At 55.1% G+C, this 16,148-nt stretch carries 14 protein-coding genes and 2 tRNA genes; 9 read left to right on the top strand and 7 right to left on the bottom strand.

The features are described from left to right. Window positions 1–33: 33 nt before the first annotated feature. The 4 genes from gltX to secA all read left to right on the top strand — a co-directional run bounded on the left by gltX (window position 34) and on the right by secA (window position 5,090). Complete coding sequence (gene gltX, locus QP442_RS05815) at window positions 34–1,539, top strand: glutamate--tRNA ligase (RefSeq protein WP_006681781.1); 1,506 nt, start codon at window positions 34–36, stop codon at window positions 1,537–1,539. A 304-nt stretch (window positions 1,540–1,843) separates the two neighbouring features. After that, window positions 1,844–1,918: transfer RNA gene (locus tag QP442_RS05810), tRNA-Gln, on the top strand. 23 nt (window positions 1,919–1,941) lie between these two features. After that, window positions 1,942–2,017, top strand: a tRNA-Glu gene (locus tag QP442_RS05805). Window positions 2,018–2,261: 244 nt separating this feature from the next. Then, on the top strand, window positions 2,262–5,090 hold the full coding sequence (gene secA / locus QP442_RS05800; protein ID WP_103633516.1) for a preprotein translocase subunit SecA: 2,829 nt from the start codon (window positions 2,262–2,264) through the stop codon (window positions 5,088–5,090). Between the two features lie 126 nt (window positions 5,091–5,216). Here secA and QP442_RS05795 read toward each other — a convergent pair whose 3' ends face one another. After that, window positions 5,217–5,687 (bottom strand): Rv3235 family protein, encoded by a 471-nt coding sequence (locus QP442_RS05795; RefSeq protein WP_006681779.1) that lies wholly within the window; start codon window positions 5,685–5,687, stop codon window positions 5,217–5,219. A 260-nt stretch (window positions 5,688–5,947) separates the two neighbouring features. Between QP442_RS05795 and QP442_RS05790 the strand changes: the two genes are divergently transcribed. Both QP442_RS05790 and QP442_RS05785 read left to right on the top strand, forming a co-directional pair. Further along, window positions 5,948–6,139, top strand: a complete 192-nt coding sequence (locus QP442_RS05790; protein WP_103633517.1) for a hypothetical protein — start codon at window positions 5,948–5,950, stop codon at window positions 6,137–6,139. A 20-nt stretch (window positions 6,140–6,159) separates the two neighbouring features. Next, window positions 6,160–6,630 carry a DUF6912 family protein gene (locus QP442_RS05785; RefSeq protein ID WP_103633518.1) on the top strand — a complete coding sequence of 157 codons (471 nt, stop codon included), beginning with the start codon at window positions 6,160–6,162 and terminating at the stop codon, window positions 6,628–6,630. Between the two features lie 144 nt (window positions 6,631–6,774). Here the strand turns inward: QP442_RS05785 and QP442_RS05780 are convergent, their stop codons facing one another. From QP442_RS05780 to QP442_RS05755, 6 genes are read right to left on the bottom strand one after another with little or no spacing between them, the layout of a single operon-like run. Next, the gene (locus tag QP442_RS05780) at window positions 6,775–9,900 is read right to left on the bottom strand and encodes an AAA family ATPase (protein ID WP_103633519.1); all 3,126 of its coding nucleotides are present in this window, start codon (window positions 9,898–9,900) and stop codon (window positions 6,775–6,777) included. A 1-nt stretch (window position 9,901) separates the two neighbouring features. Continuing rightward, window positions 9,902–11,122 carry a metallophosphoesterase family protein gene (locus QP442_RS05775; protein ID WP_103633520.1) on the bottom strand — a complete coding sequence of 407 codons (1,221 nt, stop codon included), beginning with the start codon at window positions 11,120–11,122 and terminating at the stop codon, window positions 9,902–9,904. 51 nt (window positions 11,123–11,173) lie between these two features. After that, on the bottom strand, window positions 11,174–11,971 hold the full coding sequence (hisN, locus tag QP442_RS05770) for a histidinol-phosphatase (protein WP_103633521.1): 798 nt from the start codon (window positions 11,969–11,971) through the stop codon (window positions 11,174–11,176). Between the two features lie 9 nt (window positions 11,972–11,980). Then, window positions 11,981–13,051, bottom strand: a complete 1,071-nt coding sequence (gene rsgA, locus QP442_RS05765; protein ID WP_103633522.1) for a ribosome small subunit-dependent GTPase A — start codon at window positions 13,049–13,051, stop codon at window positions 11,981–11,983. Beyond that, window positions 13,041–14,375 (bottom strand): 3-phosphoshikimate 1-carboxyvinyltransferase, encoded by a 1,335-nt coding sequence (aroA, locus tag QP442_RS05760; RefSeq protein ID WP_103633523.1) that lies wholly within the window; start codon window positions 14,373–14,375, stop codon window positions 13,041–13,043. The genes rsgA and aroA overlap by 11 nt, the downstream gene beginning before the upstream one ends. Next, window positions 14,372–14,866, bottom strand: a complete 495-nt coding sequence (locus QP442_RS05755) for a hypothetical protein (protein WP_103633626.1) — start codon at window positions 14,864–14,866, stop codon at window positions 14,372–14,374. Before QP442_RS05755 ends, aroA begins: the two co-directional genes overlap by 4 nt. A 134-nt stretch (window positions 14,867–15,000) precedes the next feature. Here QP442_RS05755 and QP442_RS05750 point away from each other — a divergent pair, with 134 nt between their 5' ends. The 3 genes from QP442_RS05750 (at window position 15,001) to QP442_RS08700 (ending at window position 16,090) form a co-directional block, all read left to right on the top strand. Beyond that, window positions 15,001–15,606 carry a sigma-70 family RNA polymerase sigma factor gene (locus tag QP442_RS05750; RefSeq protein ID WP_006681771.1) on the top strand — a complete coding sequence of 202 codons (606 nt, stop codon included), beginning with the start codon at window positions 15,001–15,003 and terminating at the stop codon, window positions 15,604–15,606. Further along, entirely contained in the window at window positions 15,599–15,925 is a 327-nt protein-coding gene (locus QP442_RS05745; RefSeq protein WP_006681770.1) for an anti-sigma factor family protein, read from the top strand. The genes QP442_RS05750 and QP442_RS05745 overlap by 8 nt, the downstream gene beginning before the upstream one ends. A gap of 90 nt (window positions 15,926–16,015) precedes the next feature. Continuing rightward, the gene (locus tag QP442_RS08700) at window positions 16,016–16,090 is read left to right on the top strand and encodes a 50S ribosomal protein bL37 (RefSeq protein ID WP_373273797.1); all 75 of its coding nucleotides are present in this window, start codon (window positions 16,016–16,018) and stop codon (window positions 16,088–16,090) included. Window positions 16,091–16,148 lie beyond the last annotated feature (58 nt).

The raw sequence follows: 16,148 nt of genomic DNA, 5'->3' as shown, positions 1-16,148 counted from the left end.
ACTGCCCGCCGGGGCGAGTAAGATAAAAGCATCATGAGTGAAACGACTGCTTCCGGCGCCGACGTGCGCGTTCGATTCTGCCCCTCACCGACCGGTACACCCCACGTGGGAATGGTCCGAACCTGCCTGTTCAACTGGGCATACGCGCGCCACACCGGCGGTACCTTCGTCTTCCGTATCGAAGACACCGACGCTGCTCGCGATTCCCAGGAATCGTTCGACCAGATCCTCGACTCCCTGGCATGGCTTGGCCTTGACTGGGACGAAGGCGTCAACAAGGGTGGCCCTCACGGCCCGTACCGCCAGTCCGAGCGCATGGACATCTACGCTGATGTCGCAGCAAAGCTCCTCGAAAATGGTTTCGCCTACGAGTCCTACTCCACCCCCGAAGAAATCGAAGAACGCCACCGCGCAAAGGGTGAAGACCCGAAGCTTGGCTACGACGGCTTCGACCGTGACCTCACCGAAGAACAGGTCGCTGCATTCAAGGCTGAAGGCCGCAAGCCGGTTCTGCGCATGCGCATGCCCGACGAAGACATCACGTTCAACGACCTTATCCGCGGTGAAATCACCTTCAAAGCAGGCTCGGTTCCGGACTACGTCATCGTTCGTGCCAATGGCCACCCGCTCTACACGCTGGTGAACCCGGTCGACGATGCACTGATGGAGATCACGCACGTTCTGCGTGGCGAAGACCTGCTGTCCTCCACCCCGCGCCAGATTGTTCTCTATCGCGCACTCGAAGAACTCGGCATCGCCAAGTTCATGCCTCGCTTCGGTCACCTGCCTTACGTCATGGGTGAGGGCAACAAGAAGCTCTCCAAGCGCGACCCCGAATCGAACCTGCTACTCCACAAGGAAGCCGGCATGATTCCCGAGGGCCTGAACAACTACCTCGCCCTCCTCGGCTGGTCGATCGCACCCGACCGTGACATCTTCACGATGGACGAAATGGTTGAAGCGTTCGATATTGCTCAGGTGAATCCGAACCCGGCGCGCTTCGATCAGAAGAAGGCCGTCGCCACCAACGCCGAGCACATTCGTCGCCTCGACACCTGTGATTTCACCCGTCGCCTAGTGCCGTTCCTGGCACGCGAAGGCTACATGAGCGCCGTAATCTACTCCGAGCTCACCGATACCGAGAAGGCAACCCTCGACGCTGCTGCTCCGCTGGCGCAGACCCGCATTCAGACGCTCGGCGAGGCTGGTCCACTGATGCGCTTCCTGTTCGTCGGCGCAAGCGCCCTCGAGTACAACGAAAAGGCTGTTTCCAAGCTCAAAGATTCCGCTCCGGGCGTGCTCGCCGCCGCACGTGAGGTTCTTGCAGGACTCGATGACTTCAGTGCTCAGGCAATCAAGCCCGCGCTCGATGCCAAGCTGGTCGAAGAGATGGGTGTGAAGCCACGCTTCGCATTCGGCCCGCTCTTCGTGGCGATGACCGGCTCGAACGTGTCGCTGCCCGTTGTTGACTCGATGGCAATCCTGGGCAAGGAAGAAACCCTTGCTCGCCTTGATCGCTTCATCGCGACGCTCGCCTGATTTCCTCAACGCTTTCGTGCCAATCGGTTGCTACCGGCTGGCACGAAAGCGTTTGGGGGAGGCCAAGTGTGGCTTTCGGCATCTTCCGCTCTGATTCTCCGCTTTGTTTTCATCGTGAATGTGCGAGGTTCATCGCGGATCGCTGAACGTGAAAGACGTTGTTTCGATGCGCCATCTCCCTGATGAACGGGGAGGGGCAGGAGAATGTGAGTCGAAACATGCCCGCTCGATTTGGCATTAGTGCCACACTCGACTAATCTTTCTTTTCGTCGCAAGAAACCTCAGCGGTGACTGCGATTGCCAATGGGGTATGGTGTAATTGGCAACACAGCTGATTCTGGTTCAGCCATTCTAGGTTCGAGTCCTGGTACCCCAGCCATCGGAACGTATGTTTTCCGATAGGCCCCCATCGTCTAGCGGCCTAGGACGACGCCCTCTCACGGCGTTAACGCCGGTTCAAATCCGGCTGGGGGTACCATTTGCACTCATGCTTTGTGGCGTGGGTGTTTTTGTTTATCTGCCACCGGGCACTGACAGGATCGCGACTAGATGGTGATCCCGGCCTCGTACCCTGGGCGAGCGTGGAGCGCACTGAGGTAAATGTGAGCGGAAAATACTAACTTTCGACGCTCATAATTCGAGTGTGCGCCTATCTTTACGTAGACTGGTTCGGTGCGCACGCACAATCGGACGACGGTCCGAAATGAACGTCAGGAGTATCTGTGTCCCTCATTGACAAGATTCTGCGAGCCGGCGAAGGCCGTACACTCAAGAAGTTTGATCAGCTTGCCACCCAGGTTGATGCGTTGCAAGAAGACTTCGAAGCGCTCACGGACGAAGAACTCCAGGCAAAAACCGCCGAATTCAAGGCTCGTCTTGAAGAGGGCGAAACCCTCGACGACCTCCTCGTTGAAGCTTTCGCAACAGTCCGCGAAGCATCCTGGCGCATCCTGCGTATGCGTCCCTTCCACGTCCAGGTCATGGGGGGCATCGCACTGCACAAGGGCAACATTGCCGAAATGAAGACCGGTGAAGGCAAGACCCTCGTCGCCACGATGCCCGCATACTTGCGTGCACTAACAGGCAAGGGCGTCCACGTCGTTACGGTCAACGACTACCTGGCAAAATACCAGTCGGACATCATGGCTCGAGTCTACAACTTCCTCGGCCTGACTACCGGCTGTGTACTGGTCGGACAGAAGCCTGCAGAACGCCGTAAGCAGTACGAAGCTGACATCACCTACGGAACCAACAACGAGTTTGGCTTCGATTACCTGCGCGACAACATGGCATCCACCCTCGATGACATGGTTCAACGTGGCCACAACTACGTCATCGTCGACGAAGTTGACTCGATCCTCATTGATGAGGCCCGTACGCCACTCATCATTTCGGGTCCGGCCTCGGGCGACGTCAACCACTGGTACATGGAATTCGCTCGCATTGCACGCATGCTTGAGCGCGACGTCGACTACGAAGTTGATGAAAAGAAGAAGACCATCGGTGTTCTCGAAGCAGGTATTGACCACGTCGAAGACCAGCTCGGCGTCGAAAACCTGTACGAGGCAGCAAATACTCCACTGATCGGCTTCCTGAACAACTCGATCCGCGCCAAGGAACTCTTCCACAAAGACAAGGACTACATTGTCACCGACGGTGAAGTTCTGATCGTCGACGAGCACACCGGCCGTGTCCTTCCGGGGCGTCGCTACAACGACGGTATGCACCAGGCAATCGAGGCCAAGGAAGGCGTCGAAATCCAGGCTGAAAACCAGACCCTGGCAACGATCACCTTGCAGAACTACTTCCGCCTCTACCCGGAGGGCTCCCGCGCTGGTATGACCGGTACGGCAGAAACCGAAGCAGCGGAATTCGCCTCCACCTATAAGATCGGCGTTATCCCGATCCCGACAAACAAGCCGATGATCCGCAAGGATCAGCCGGACTTCGTTTTCCCATCTGAAGCCGGCAAGCTCAAGGCAATCATTGAAGATATCGCTGAGCGCCACGAAAAGGGGCAGCCGGTCTTGGTGGGTACCGCTTCGGTTGAAAAGTCCGAACTGCTGTCCCAGTTGCTCAAGCAACGACACATTCCGCACCAGGTCCTGAACGCAAAGCAGCACGCGCGCGAAGCTGCCGTTGTCGCAATGGCCGGTCGCAAGGGTGCAGTCACGGTGGCAACCAACATGGCTGGTCGAGGCACCGACATTATGCTCGGTGGTAACTCCGAGTTCATCGCTCAGGCAAACCTCGCGGCCAAGGGACTTGACCCGAAGGAAAATGCTGACGAATACCGTGCGGCGTGGCCGATCGCCCTTGAAGAAGCAGATGCGGCCGTCCAGGCAGAACGCGAAGAGGTCCGTGAGCTTGGTGGCCTGTACGTTTTGGGTTCAGAACGCCACGAATCACGTCGCATCGACAATCAGCTGCGCGGTCGTTCCGGACGTCAGGGTGACCCCGGCGAATCGCGCTTCTACCTGTCCATGGAAGACGACCTGATGCGCCTGTTCAACTCGGGTATGGCGCAACGCATCATGGCCTCGGGCGCATACCCCGAAGACCTGCCGCTGGAAAACAAGCTTGTTTCACGTTCGATCGCATCGGCGCAGCACCAGGTTGAAGCGCGCAACTTCGAAATTCGAAAGAACGTTCTGAAGTACGACGACGTGATGACCAATCAGCGTGAACTGATCTACGATGAGCGCCGTCGTGTCCTCGAAGGCGAAGACCTCGAGCCCCAGATGAAGAACTTCATGCGTTCACTGGTCACTGGAATTATCGATGAAAAGACCGGTGGTATCAGCCCCGCCGAATGGGACCTTGACGTTCTCTGGGATACGTTGCGTGGCTACTACCCACCGTCAGTGACCTATCAGGAAGTCGAAGAAGAACACGGTGGGGCAGGTTCGCTGGTTCGTGAAGACTTGGTCGAAGAAATCTACGGTGACATTACCGCTGTCTACGAGGATGCGGAAGAAGCTCTGAAGGCCAATCCGCTTGCTCGCGGTCAGCTTGGTGAAGAACCGATGCGTGACCTTGAACGTCGTGTTGTTGTCGCGACCGTTGACCGTCTCTGGCGTGAGCACCTCTACGAAATGGACTACCTCAAGGAAGGTATTGGCCTGCGTGCCATGGGTCAGCGCGACCCGCTCGTCGAATACAAAGACGAGGGCGCTCAGATGTTCCAATCCATGATGGAGCGCATCAAGGAAGAATCGGTCCAGCAGGTCTTCTCTGTTTCCCACCAGTTCGAGCGTGCTTTTGAACAGGCAAAGGAACAAGGCCTCTTTAAAGATGATGAATCTGCGAAGGAATCGGCAGAAGAACCGGCCGCCCAGGCCGAGTCTGCTGATGCGCCTGCTCCGGCCAGCCCCGTTGCCGCTGCTAAGGCGCAGGTTGTCATCGGCGAAGCTCAGCGCCTCAACCTGGCGAAGCTCAGCTACTCATCGTCCGATGGGACGGCAACGCAGGGCAGGGCAACCTCGTCTGGCGCGTCGTCGAATCGTGCTCAGCGTCGCGCGTCGGCAAAGAAAGCGCGTCATCGAAAATAAGCGCTGGCTCTCGCCTTGGTGATTATCTAAGAAGGCGACGATAAAAAACGAAAACTGCTCCCCAGAAGAACATCGTCATTGATGTTTTCTGGGGAGAAGTTCGTTTACTTCAATCGCTGTGAACTTCTAAGCGATTTCAAGAGCGGTCGTCATCCAGCGACCTTTGAACTCTTGTAGGCGCAGTGCCACCGCATAGCATCGTGCAGCACCGCGAATAACGACGGACGCTTCAACTTTTCCGGGGCTGGGCTCGCTTGCTCGCCACGTGACGGGGATACACCCTGTTCGGGTTTCTTCGTCGCCTTCTTCCCGGAAACTCAGGTGTTTGAAAGCGTTGAAAAGTTGCGGAAGCATCCAGCGCTCCAGCTGACGTTTGTCCCTGAGATCAAGGACTGCCTCGATGGCTGCGCGGGCAAAACCTGCAGCCCACGGTCCCACGTCAGGAAGTGTGTCTGGATAGTGCCCGTAGGGAGTAGCCCGCGATTCGAGCCATGTCCGAGTGTCAGCTTGTTGCTTCGGAGGAACGTCGATTGTGAGGTCCCAGCGAAACATGCGACGTTCGGGCATGTACGGGAAGGAGGCTGGCATCGTTGCCATTGGTATAGCTCCTCTTATCTTGAGATTCTCGGTGTGTTTGACTGTGTTCATCGTCCGTCATGTAGACATGAAGGGCTGATTGTGTACCGCTGTATTTGCTACTCCCTTCCTTGCGCTGGGGATGTGGTGCGCGCGTTAAAAAGTGCCATCGAATGAGGTGCGATATTGCGACGCGCCGATATAGGTTTTTGTGTAAAGGTTGTTTATGAGTTATGAGTGTGCGGTCTGTGGGTGGATGCTGTCAATAGATTTCAAGTCCTGTGGATAACTTTTTACCCCTGAATGCTTTTCAACTGTTCTTCGTAACGACAAAAGCCCTAGAAGAGCTAAAAAATGGTGTTTTTTCAAAGAAAAATGATGAGTTTGAAGCGGCGCATCATCGCCTCATCAGGGTTATAGTGCTCGCATGTGTTGCGAAGAGAGGAAGCTATTTGCTTCAACGCGCTCAATGACAAGCAAGACACAAGGGTAAGTGTGGAACACTGAAGCTATGCGCGTATATTTCCCCGCTCTATCGTCTGATCTTGGCGAAGAACAGATTTCTTTGCGACAGGCCTTCGTAGCCGTTCCTTCCCCAGACATGGGGCGTGAGGACGTTGAAGTGCTTGAAGATGATGCGCAGGTCGAGGCTGCGTTGGCTTCGCTGATTCTTCTGCGCGATGCCCCAACGCATGCATATGCGCGTATTGTGCTTGCAACTGACATTCAAACGGACGCAGTGCCTTCTGGAACCGGAGTGCTTGAAGTCAACAATGTTCGGTGTGATTGGAACGATGTCGTTGCGATTCTTGCCGATGATGGTGAAACATCGGAGCAGGTTCGGCGCGTGATAGAAGCCGATAATCAAGACCAGGCAGACCACGCGATTAGTGATCTCTGGGAGTTTCCTCTGCAGTGGTTTGATGTGTCGGAACGAGATGCGCTGCGCGAGATTCTGAAGTAGGAATCTGTATTTACTGATCCCTGATGCATCGTGTGTGGGGCTAGCGTGATCAACGCTAGCCCCACACACGATGAAGCAAGGCCTTTCCCTTCCTCCCTGACAAACCGTCTATTGAAACGGAAGGGGATAATGTGTCGCCTGGAATCAGAAGTCGATCGACAAGCTTGAACCCCCGTTTGCTTTGGGGCGAACATGGATCTGATCGCTGATCTGCTTTGACATCTCTTCGACGTGGCTGATGACACCAACGGTTCGACCACTCTGGCGCAACGCATGCAGGTGGTGCATGACGACATCACGCGTATCGGAGTCCAATGAGCCGAATCCTTCATCGATGAACATCGATTTGATTTCCGTGCCCCCCGATTCAGCAGTGACAATGTCAACCAATCCCAACGCCAGTGCGAGAGAGGTATAGAACGTTTCGCCACCGGACAACGTTTGGGTCTTGCGAATGCGGTCTGTTTCCAGATCGTGAATTGCCAACCCCAACCCAGACTTCTTTGAACGAGTGCCATCTTCTGGTCTGCAGATCAGTTGGTAGCGACCACCGGAGAATGCGCTGAGACGAGGATTCGTCGCATCCAAAACCTCATTGAGACGCGACACTAGCACCCATGATGATAGGGGAGTCGAACTGAGATTGAGAGATCCACCGTTGACGATATTCACAAGACGCTGGTACGGAGCAACTTCTGCTCGGACATGGTCGAGCTCTGCCACGGCGGTCTTAAAGTGCGTGTGAGCATCGTCAATCTGTCCCACAAGAGCACTGAGCTGACCACAGCGGTGTTGCATGGCATCGCGCGCAGCCGTCGCATTGGTATCCGCTTCTTCCAAGGCCGCCGTAGACTGCACACTTCGATCAGCAACATTGGCAAGACGTTTGTCCAGGAGTTGGTTTCGCGTTATCTGAAGATCACTCTGATGGGAGTCAATCTGGTCCTTTAATGCACGGAGCTCTTCGCCAGCGATGAAATGTGAATCAACGAAAGCGAGGGCTTCCTCGATGGAAGCGCACGGCGAATCAGTGAGAGCCTGCGTCAGCGCATTCGTTGTAGTTTCAAGGCGCGCATAGCTTTGATTCCACTCTTGGAGGTGCTTGTGATGCGTGCGAGCTTCAGTCAAAGAATCGCTGACATTCGCCAGATGCGCTTCGATTGATTCAAAGGTTCCACGGCCTTCTTCACACCGAGCCTGCTTCGTATCGATTGATTGGGCAAGCGAAGAGTGTTGTGACTGCGCCTTGCCAATTTCAACCTTGGTTTCAGCGAGCTCGTCTTTCACACGGCTAATGTTCTGCTCAAGTTCGGCCAGAGCCTGATCAAGTTCCTTGATCGTTTGAGACAACGCTGAATGCTTGTCGATTCTTTCTTGAGCATTCTTGATTTCGAGTTCCAACGAAGCTTTATCCGCACGTGCAATTGTGTTTCCGCTCGCTATGGCTTGGTTGGTCTGAGCGTGAAGCATATGTGCTTCGTTCAATTCCTGCTCTGCTTTCGAACGCGCCTGATCGACAGCATCAAGGTCTTCGAGGGTGACAGCGTCCGTCTGGTCGATACGTGCCGGAGCTGGATGCTCCACCGAACCACAAACAGGGCAGGGCTTGCCGTCTTCAAGCTGGGTGGCAAGACTGCCACTGGCGTGATCCATCCACCGCATATGTGCTTGGAGGGAAGCGATGTTAGCTTCTTGCGCCCGGCGACGAGCACTTTGAATGTTCTTAGCCCTGATCTTGAGGATTTCGATATGCTCAGCGACTTCACATGCAGCCTGGTAACGCGGTTGTAAGAGCGCCATGTCGCGTTCGCCTGTTGCGAAGAGCTCCAAGTCTTTCAACATGTTTTCGCGTCCCTGAAGGGCGCTTTCACGCATTTTGGGAAGCTGGGAAAGCTGGTCTTCAAGCTGGGTGCGTTTCTGGGTGAGTACAGCAAGTGAGGCTGTTAATGCCTCTTGTTCTTCGCGTTCATTACTGAGTTCTTGCTCGAGTGACGTGAGGTTCTCAAGAGTTGCTTTCTTGGCACTGAGAGCTTCCACAATGGTGCTGAGTTCTTCTAAAAGCTCGTCAACCATGTGAGAGGAAAGAGAATCTTCCTCAATATGCGAAAGGGTCGTGAACCGTGAGCGAAGCTGACGATGCGCAGTGAGAAGCTCGGTATTTTTGACTGACATATAGTCGCGAGCGTCGGTGAATTGACGAACCGGCCCAGAGAGCGAGGAAGCAATAAGAGCATCGGAATGACGCTTCTTGTACTGATCAATGATCAAAGCGTGCTCCATCAGCATCTCCAAGTGAGATTGGAGTTCCATGCGTTCTTCAACCAAGGAGTTCAAGGCGCGGGTAGCTTCGAGCTCGCGGTGACATGCTTCGGCTATATCGATCAACCCGGGGAGCTTGGCTTCTTCTTCATCGCATACGCGATGAGCACTCTGGGCGAGAGTGATCGCCAGCGTCGATGCCTGCTGTGAATCGGGGTCAAGAGGATCGACATCCGCAAATGATGAGGGGGAATCCTGTGAAGCTAAGAAAGGAGAATCGTGGGAAGAATCAGCATCTGCGGGGCGAATGAAGTCCTGAAGGTGTCCGTACAGGCTCTCTAGATCGCTGAAACGACGGGTGACCTCGCGTTCTGCCTCTACTACGTCATCTGAATGTTGTTTTGATACTTCAGCAAGCTTCTTTTGGAAGGTCGTAAAAAGATGAGTGTTGAAAATATCTTTCAGAAGCGCTTCACGTTGCTCTGACTTTGCCATCAAGAAATCAGCGAACTTTCCTTGAGGAAGAACGACGGTTTGAACGAACTGGTCTTTTGTCAGACCAACCGCTTGCGTGATCCACTGATTCATCTCGGCGGCGTTACGGCCGATGGGATCCCCATCAACGTAGGTAAAATGACCATCGGCTGATTCGACGGGGTGTACCTGAATCAACGTCAACTGCCCGTTACGCGCAGTCTTATTGCCCTCGGGGATATATGTGGGTTCTCGGTAGACCTTGAAGAAACCTTCGGAGACTTCAAAGACTAGTTCGACATAGGACTTCGCTTTGGCCGGAACATGGTCAGAACGCAAGCGATCCTTCGTTGAGTCGCTTCCGCGCGCAACAATTCCGTACAATGCAAATGTAATCGCATCAAGAATTGTTGATTTTCCAGCCCCGGTGGGTCCTTCAAGCAGGAACAAACCGGAGTCGTCGAATCGGGTGAAATCGATCGTTTCCTTTCCAGAGAAAGGGCCGATTCCTGCGAACTCGATACGAATCAGCTTCATATCAGGCCTGCTTCCTTACTTGTTCCCACGTGTCTTGAATGATGCCTCTCTCGGTGTCGGTGAGTTTTGCTCCGCCTAAGAGCTCAAAAAACTCGAGAGAGATTTCAGTATCGCTACGAGACGAAACCGCAGATACTCCCGTGTGAGACGGCGGAGTAAGCGATGACTCGTGCTGGATGATCAACGCGTACGGATAGATCGTTTTCAACCGTGGGATCATACGATCGGGTCGAAGATCATCGGTCACCGTGATGGAGCAATAGGATGCTTGATCATTCGGGTCAGGGTCAGTGATCAGCTGGTCCATCGTTCCGCGTAGAACAGCAATCGAACGATGAACAGGAATAGCAATCGGTTGCGGGTGAAGGTATCCCGCTTCGTCCACTGCATCGGTGTCCAGCAAGTACACGCGCTTGGTTACCCGATATTCCGAGAAAGAATATGCGACTGGTGAACCCGAATAGAACACGGGAACAACGGTTCCTGAAATCTGTTGAGGACGGTGCAGGTGCCCAGCTGCGACGTATGCAAGGTGTGCCACCGGCGCGTTTTTCCCGCCAAGCGTGTCAAAGATTCCCGCCGGCACATGGGCAACGCCACCGACTTCGATATTGCGCTCTGAATCCGATGCGCTACCGCCGGTGATAAACGCATGAGGCATCGCAATCGCCGGACGCACATCACCCTGAGCGCGGCGTTTACGCAGGTCGTTATGGATTCGACGCAACGCTGCCCCCATTACGGCTTCGTGTGAGCGCGCCAGGGGAACAGGCAGTGAGGTTTCTTCATCGATCTCTTGATCGGACAGGATCTGACGAACAAGGTCAGGTTCAAGATAAGGCACGGGATAGATCAACGCACCGTCGTCGAAAGTGCCGCACTCAATCGCAGTGCCGATTCGTTCCGGTTCAGTCTCTATGACAAGTGAATCACTGAGAAGAGCAGAGAACATTCCCAAACGAATGGGGCCATCGTGATTCCCGGACGTCAGAATAATGCGCGTATGACCAGCCAAATCGGTCAAGTAGCGGGACAACTGGCGTACTGCATGAACCGGTGGAACGCTACGGTCAAAAACATCGCCACTAATCAGAACAACATCGACTTTGCGCTGGATAACCAGTTCCTTTAACCAGCTAAAGAAGGCATCAATGGAGTCAGATAGGGACTCGCCGTGAAGCGTGCGCCCAACGTGCCAATCCGATGTGTGAAGAATCTGCATGCTTCTAGTGTGAGGCATACCGTGTACAAACCGAATTGCACTCTCGACGGATTAGTCCTTTGGCCAGTGGAAATGATCAAGAATCTGGTCGTGAAGCAAGCCGTTTGATGCGAGTGCATTCGCTCCCCAGGGGCCTGCTACTCCGGACAAAGACGTAAAGCGCCCACCTGCTTCAGTCACAATTGGCACCAGCGCGGCCATGTCATAAAGCTCAAGCTCAGGTTCACAAGCGACGTCAACAGCGCCGGTGGCGACCAACATGTAGCTGAAGAAATCACCGTAGGCGCGCGTGCGCCAAACGCGAGCCTGCAAATCAATGAACTCGTCGATCCGCCCAACTTGCTGCCAACCCGTCAGCGACGAATACGATAGCGACGCCTCCGACAGGGCATTGATTGTGGAAACGTGCAGAGTATGAGGGGCATTCGAGCCAAACTGTTCCCATGCTCCGCCACCTTGGGATGCCCACCAGCGTCGTCCCAACGCAGGCGCCGACACAACACCGACAACAACATCGGAACCATCAACCAGTGCAATCAATGTCGCCCACACGGGGACATTGCGCACAAAGTTCTTCGTGCCATCGATCGGGTCAATGATCCAACGTCGCGTCCCCGCCCCAGACGAACCGCGTTCTTCTCCGTAGATCGCATCATCTGGGCGGCGAGTCGCTAACGCAGTGCGGATCATGTCTTCGACACCACGATCCGCGTCTGACACGGGCGTGAGATCAGGCTTTGACTCAACAACAAGATCAGATGCTTGAAAGCGCGCCATTGTGATTTCATCAGCGTGATCAGCAAGATCTAATGCTATTTTCAGATCATCAGCGTAACGAGAGTCAGGCATGTCTTCACTCTAGCGCGCATCGCGTGACGCTTGCTTTGCCACGTTAACGGCATCAAGCAGGCGACGCGCTGACAGTGCCATAGCGTTGCGACGCGCAGAGTCTTCATGACAGACAGCCTCAAACGGGGCCTCGCCACGCACCCAAGCGTCGATTGCGCAACTCGGTTCGCCCTCCGCATGGGAACAGAGGGGGAGGCACCACGAGGTTGCTTCTGCAACTTCCGGGAATACTCCCAGAACGTCTTCTTCGTCTACGTGCCCCAGGCCGAAAGAACGGACGCCGGGCGTGTCCATAATCCATCCGCCCTCGGGCAGTTCGAATGCTTCGGAGGAAGTGGACGTATGGCGTCCCCGTCCCGTCACTTCATTGACGTGCCCGACACTGCGGTGAGCATCAGGAACCAGCGCATTGATCAGCGTTGACTTTCCGACACCCGAATGCCCGACAAGCACGGAGAAATGACCCGCAAGCTCGCCCTTTAATGCCCCGAGTCCCTCAGTGGGAGTGGCCTTACCACCCTCAAGCGCCTGCGTAACAATAATGCGGAAGCCAAATGGAGTATAGGTCGCAAGAAGCTCGCTTGGGACGCCAAGATCGGACTTCGTGAGGCAGAGGATGGGGGTCATTCCGGCTTCATATGCGGCCACCAAACATCGGTCAATCATGCCGGTTCGAGGTGGCGGATCGGCCAGCGCGACGACGATACACATAGTGTCCGCGTTCGCGACAATCGCCTTTTCTCCGCGTTGGTCGGGTGCATCTTCCAATGATCGACGAAGGATGGAAGTACGTTCTTCGACGGCGACAATTCGAGCCAGCGTATCGACGCGTCCCGAAACGTCCCCGGTTACGCGCACGCGGTCACCCATGATCACCGACCCGCGCTTCAGCTCTTTGGCGCGAACAGCATTCAGAGTTGTCGCGTCCTCCATCCTGACGCGGTATCGCCCACGATCAATAGCAATGACGTGCCCGAGCGGTGAAGTAGACCAATCTGGGCGAATTTTTGTTCGTGGACGCTTTGACTTTCCTGCGCGAACTTTGACGCGCGGATCGTCGGTTCCAGTGTCACGCCTCAATGGAAGCCTCCTTGCTTGAAGTGACAAGCGATGCCCACATGAAAGGGAAATCGGGCAATGTCTTTGATGTGCACGCAATATCGTCCAGCGTTGTGCCCGGAATTCCCAATCCTAGGATTGCCGCGAAGGTGGCCATTCGGTGGTCGGCATAGGCGTGGTGGAGCGCGGGCGTTGGAGTGGTGGGGGGAGTGATCGCCAGATAATCTGTCCCCTCATCGACCTGGCAACCACATGCCCGCAGTTCTGTTGCCAAAGCGGCTAGACGGTCAGTTTCGTGACCTCGCAGATGACCGATACCTCGTAGAAACGAAGGTGAATCAGCGAAAACGGTGAGCGCAGCAATCGTCGGCGTGAGTTCCCCGACGTCTGCCAGATCCACGTCGATTCCGCGAATATGGCCGGCCTTCGCGCTCACAGTCAGTGCGCCATCGTGTAGAGTAACGTCGGCTCCCAGCCGTGGAAGAATGTCGCGCCATGCGTCACCGGCCTGCGTCGTTTCGGCGGGCCAATGCGGGATCGTCACCTTTCCGCCACACACCAGTGCGGCTGCGAGGAAAGGGCCAGCATTCGACAGGTCGGGTTCGATCGAATTGACGAGGCCGTGCGGCCGTTCGTTGATGACATGCCAGGAATGGAACGCGGGGGCGCCTTCGTCTATTTCCTCAACATCGCATCCGCGCGCACGCATGGTCTGACACGTCATTTCAATGTGGGGGAGCGAAACGACTTTACCGAGTGCACTGATCGTTACAGGATGGCTGAGCATAGGCGCAACCAACAGCAGGGATGACACGAATTGTGATGATGCGCAAGCATCGACCGTGATTGTTGCTCCCGCCGGAAGGCGGAGTGGTCCTTGAATAGTGAAAGGCAGGAATCCTTCTTCGCCGTGGTAGGTGATCGTGGCACCACACTGCGCAAGAGCGTCCAGGAGTGGCTTGAGGGGGCGTAGACGAGCGCCCTCATCACCATCGAAATGAGTGATCCGACTGTTGAGCGCAGCCAAGGGCGGAATAAAACGCATCACCGTGCCAGAAAGCCCACAATCGATGGAGATCTCATCGGTGTGCTCTGGCGCTTGAGGATCAAGAGGGACAACGTGCGCCGAGGTGCCGGAAAACTCAATGTCAGCGCCCAACAGTCGAAGGGCGTCTATAAACAATCGAGTATCCCGCGAATCAAGAACCCCGGTCAGTGAAGAAGGAGAATCAGCGGTCGCTGCAAGATAAAGCTCACGAGCCGACAGCGACTTCGACCCGGGGATCTCAATAGTTGCATCTAACGTGCCCGATGCTACGGGCGCCTGCCATAGGCGGGAAGTCAAGCGGAAACCTTTGTCGCCAGAGCTTTCTCACGTTCTAGGGCACGGCGTGCCTGCCACTGATTGACTCGCCATGACACTGACGGGGCACCCACGCGATCCGTGCTGGCCAGCGCATATGCTCCAGCAAGTGCGAAACGGGATGCCATTCCAGAGGTCATTTCACGGCGCTCAGCGCGACTACGAGCAGTCCACAGCGGATGATTCACAAGAGCCATCGGAATCGAAATAGTCGCAAGAACCGTAGCGCTTGTCCGAGGAGCCTTACCAAGAGCAAAACATGTGGCTGCACCCAGCATCACGCCACCTAAAACCCGCGTCGCAACAGTCAGCTGCTCATCGGTGGGAGCGGCCTCGCCCGCCACCGTATCCATCAGCGGACGGACAACGTGAGCGCGCTCGACGTGCACTTCAGGCTCACGCAGAGCTGAAATGCTATCGAGGAGGGCGGGAAGCGCCAAAGCTGGCCTTGCACATGCACGAAGAAGATTCATGCTTCTATTGTCCGATGAAAAGCGGTTTTCGTGAGCCACAACGCGCTTGATTATGGAATACAAACCTCGTCCGCACGCGTTTACAGACGTATGAACCACACGATTTGGGTCTCCAACGCTTACCCTTAAGAGCGATGACTACTTTCGACAACGCTTCTCGTCCCTTTGTAGAAGTGGAACTAGATCAGACATTCGTCCGCGATGCCATCCCGTACGAAAAAATGCTCTTCCGCGCAGCACTGCGACTGACAGGTAACAGAACAGACGCTGAAGACCTCGTACAAGAGACCTATCTTCGCGCATATGCGAAGTTCCATCAATACGCCCAAGGCACCAATCTGAAAGCCTGGCTCTACCGGATACTGACGAACACCTTCATCTCCGAATATCGCAAAGCGCAACGTCGACCCAAACACTCGCCTAACGAAGACGTTGAAGACTGGCAGCTCATGCAAGCAGCTTCTCACGACTCAGTTGCTTTGAAATCGGCGGAAACCGAGGCTCTCGCTCGGATTCCGTCAACACAAATTCAAGAAGCATTACACAGCCTGAGCGACGAACAGCGAGCAGTTGTTGTACTCGCCGATGTTGAATCGCTCAGCTACAAAGAGATTGCCGACATACTCGACATTCCGATTGGAACCGTCATGTCGCGTCTCTCTAGAGGCCGAGCAAGCCTGCGCCGAACACTCGCAGACCTTGCCAAAGAATATGGAATTACAGGAGATAACAATGAGTGAAGCCATCGGATGCGACGCGTTCCGAGAAGCGCTCTTCGCCCTGGTGGATTGTGAAGAATGCGAAGAACGTCGCTCGCTCATTGATACCGGAACAGTCGAAGGCCCCTGCGAACGCGAACGCCTTGCCTTGATCGCGCATGCTTCTGGATGCGAGCACTGCGCCCAAGAATTAGACCATGAACGCCATGTGCGAACCGCGTTGCGACACTTCTTCGATGACGAGCCTCTTCCCGAAGGATTCGAAGCCCGTCTGCTTGCTCGCCTCTCATCGGTTCAGGTTGAAACAACATCTGTATATGTCGAAACGTCAGGGCAGTGACGTGTGTCGCTAGGACGGTCAGCCTGTTGGCTTAACCGCTGTTTTTATGGGAAACTGTCAGGGTTGAATTCAAAACTTGAGGAGATCAACATGTCGAAGAGGGGCCGCAAGCGTCGCGATCGTAAGAAGCACGGTGCGAACCACGGCAAGCGTCCAAACGCATGAGCCGTCTTTAACGCAATGCCCGGAGGCTAAAGCCTCCGGGCATTTTGTTTTATCAGTT

The organism is Pauljensenia sp. UMB1177 (genome assembly GCF_030217965.1).
Classification (GTDB): domain Bacteria; phylum Actinomycetota; class Actinomycetes; order Actinomycetales; family Actinomycetaceae; genus Pauljensenia; species Pauljensenia turicensis_A.
This window is presented reverse-complemented; position numbering and strand designations above follow the sequence as displayed.

Excerpts from the sequence above, each read along its gene's own strand:
- gltX (WP_006681781.1), top strand. The coding sequence starts at position 34 with ATGAGTGAAACGACTGCTTCCGGCGCCGACGTGCGCGTTCGATTCTGC.
- QP442_RS05795 (WP_006681779.1), bottom strand. The coding sequence starts at position 5,687 with ATGGCAACGATGCCAGCCTCCTTCCCGTACATGCCCGAACGTCGCATG.
- QP442_RS05780 (WP_103633519.1), bottom strand. The coding sequence starts at position 9,900 with ATGAAGCTGATTCGTATCGAGTTCGCAGGAATCGGCCCTTTCTCTGGA.
- QP442_RS05775 (WP_103633520.1), bottom strand. The coding sequence starts at position 11,122 with ATGCAGATTCTTCACACATCGGATTGGCACGTTGGGCGCACGCTTCAC.
- hisN (WP_103633521.1), bottom strand. The coding sequence starts at position 11,971 with ATGCCTGACTCTCGTTACGCTGATGATCTGAAAATAGCATTAGATCTT.
- QP442_RS05755 (WP_103633626.1), bottom strand. The coding sequence starts at position 14,866 with ATGAATCTTCTTCGTGCATGTGCAAGGCCAGCTTTGGCGCTTCCCGCC.
- QP442_RS05750 (WP_006681771.1), top strand. The coding sequence starts at position 15,001 with ATGACTACTTTCGACAACGCTTCTCGTCCCTTTGTAGAAGTGGAACTA.
- QP442_RS05745 (WP_006681770.1), top strand. The coding sequence starts at position 15,599 with ATGAGTGAAGCCATCGGATGCGACGCGTTCCGAGAAGCGCTCTTCGCC.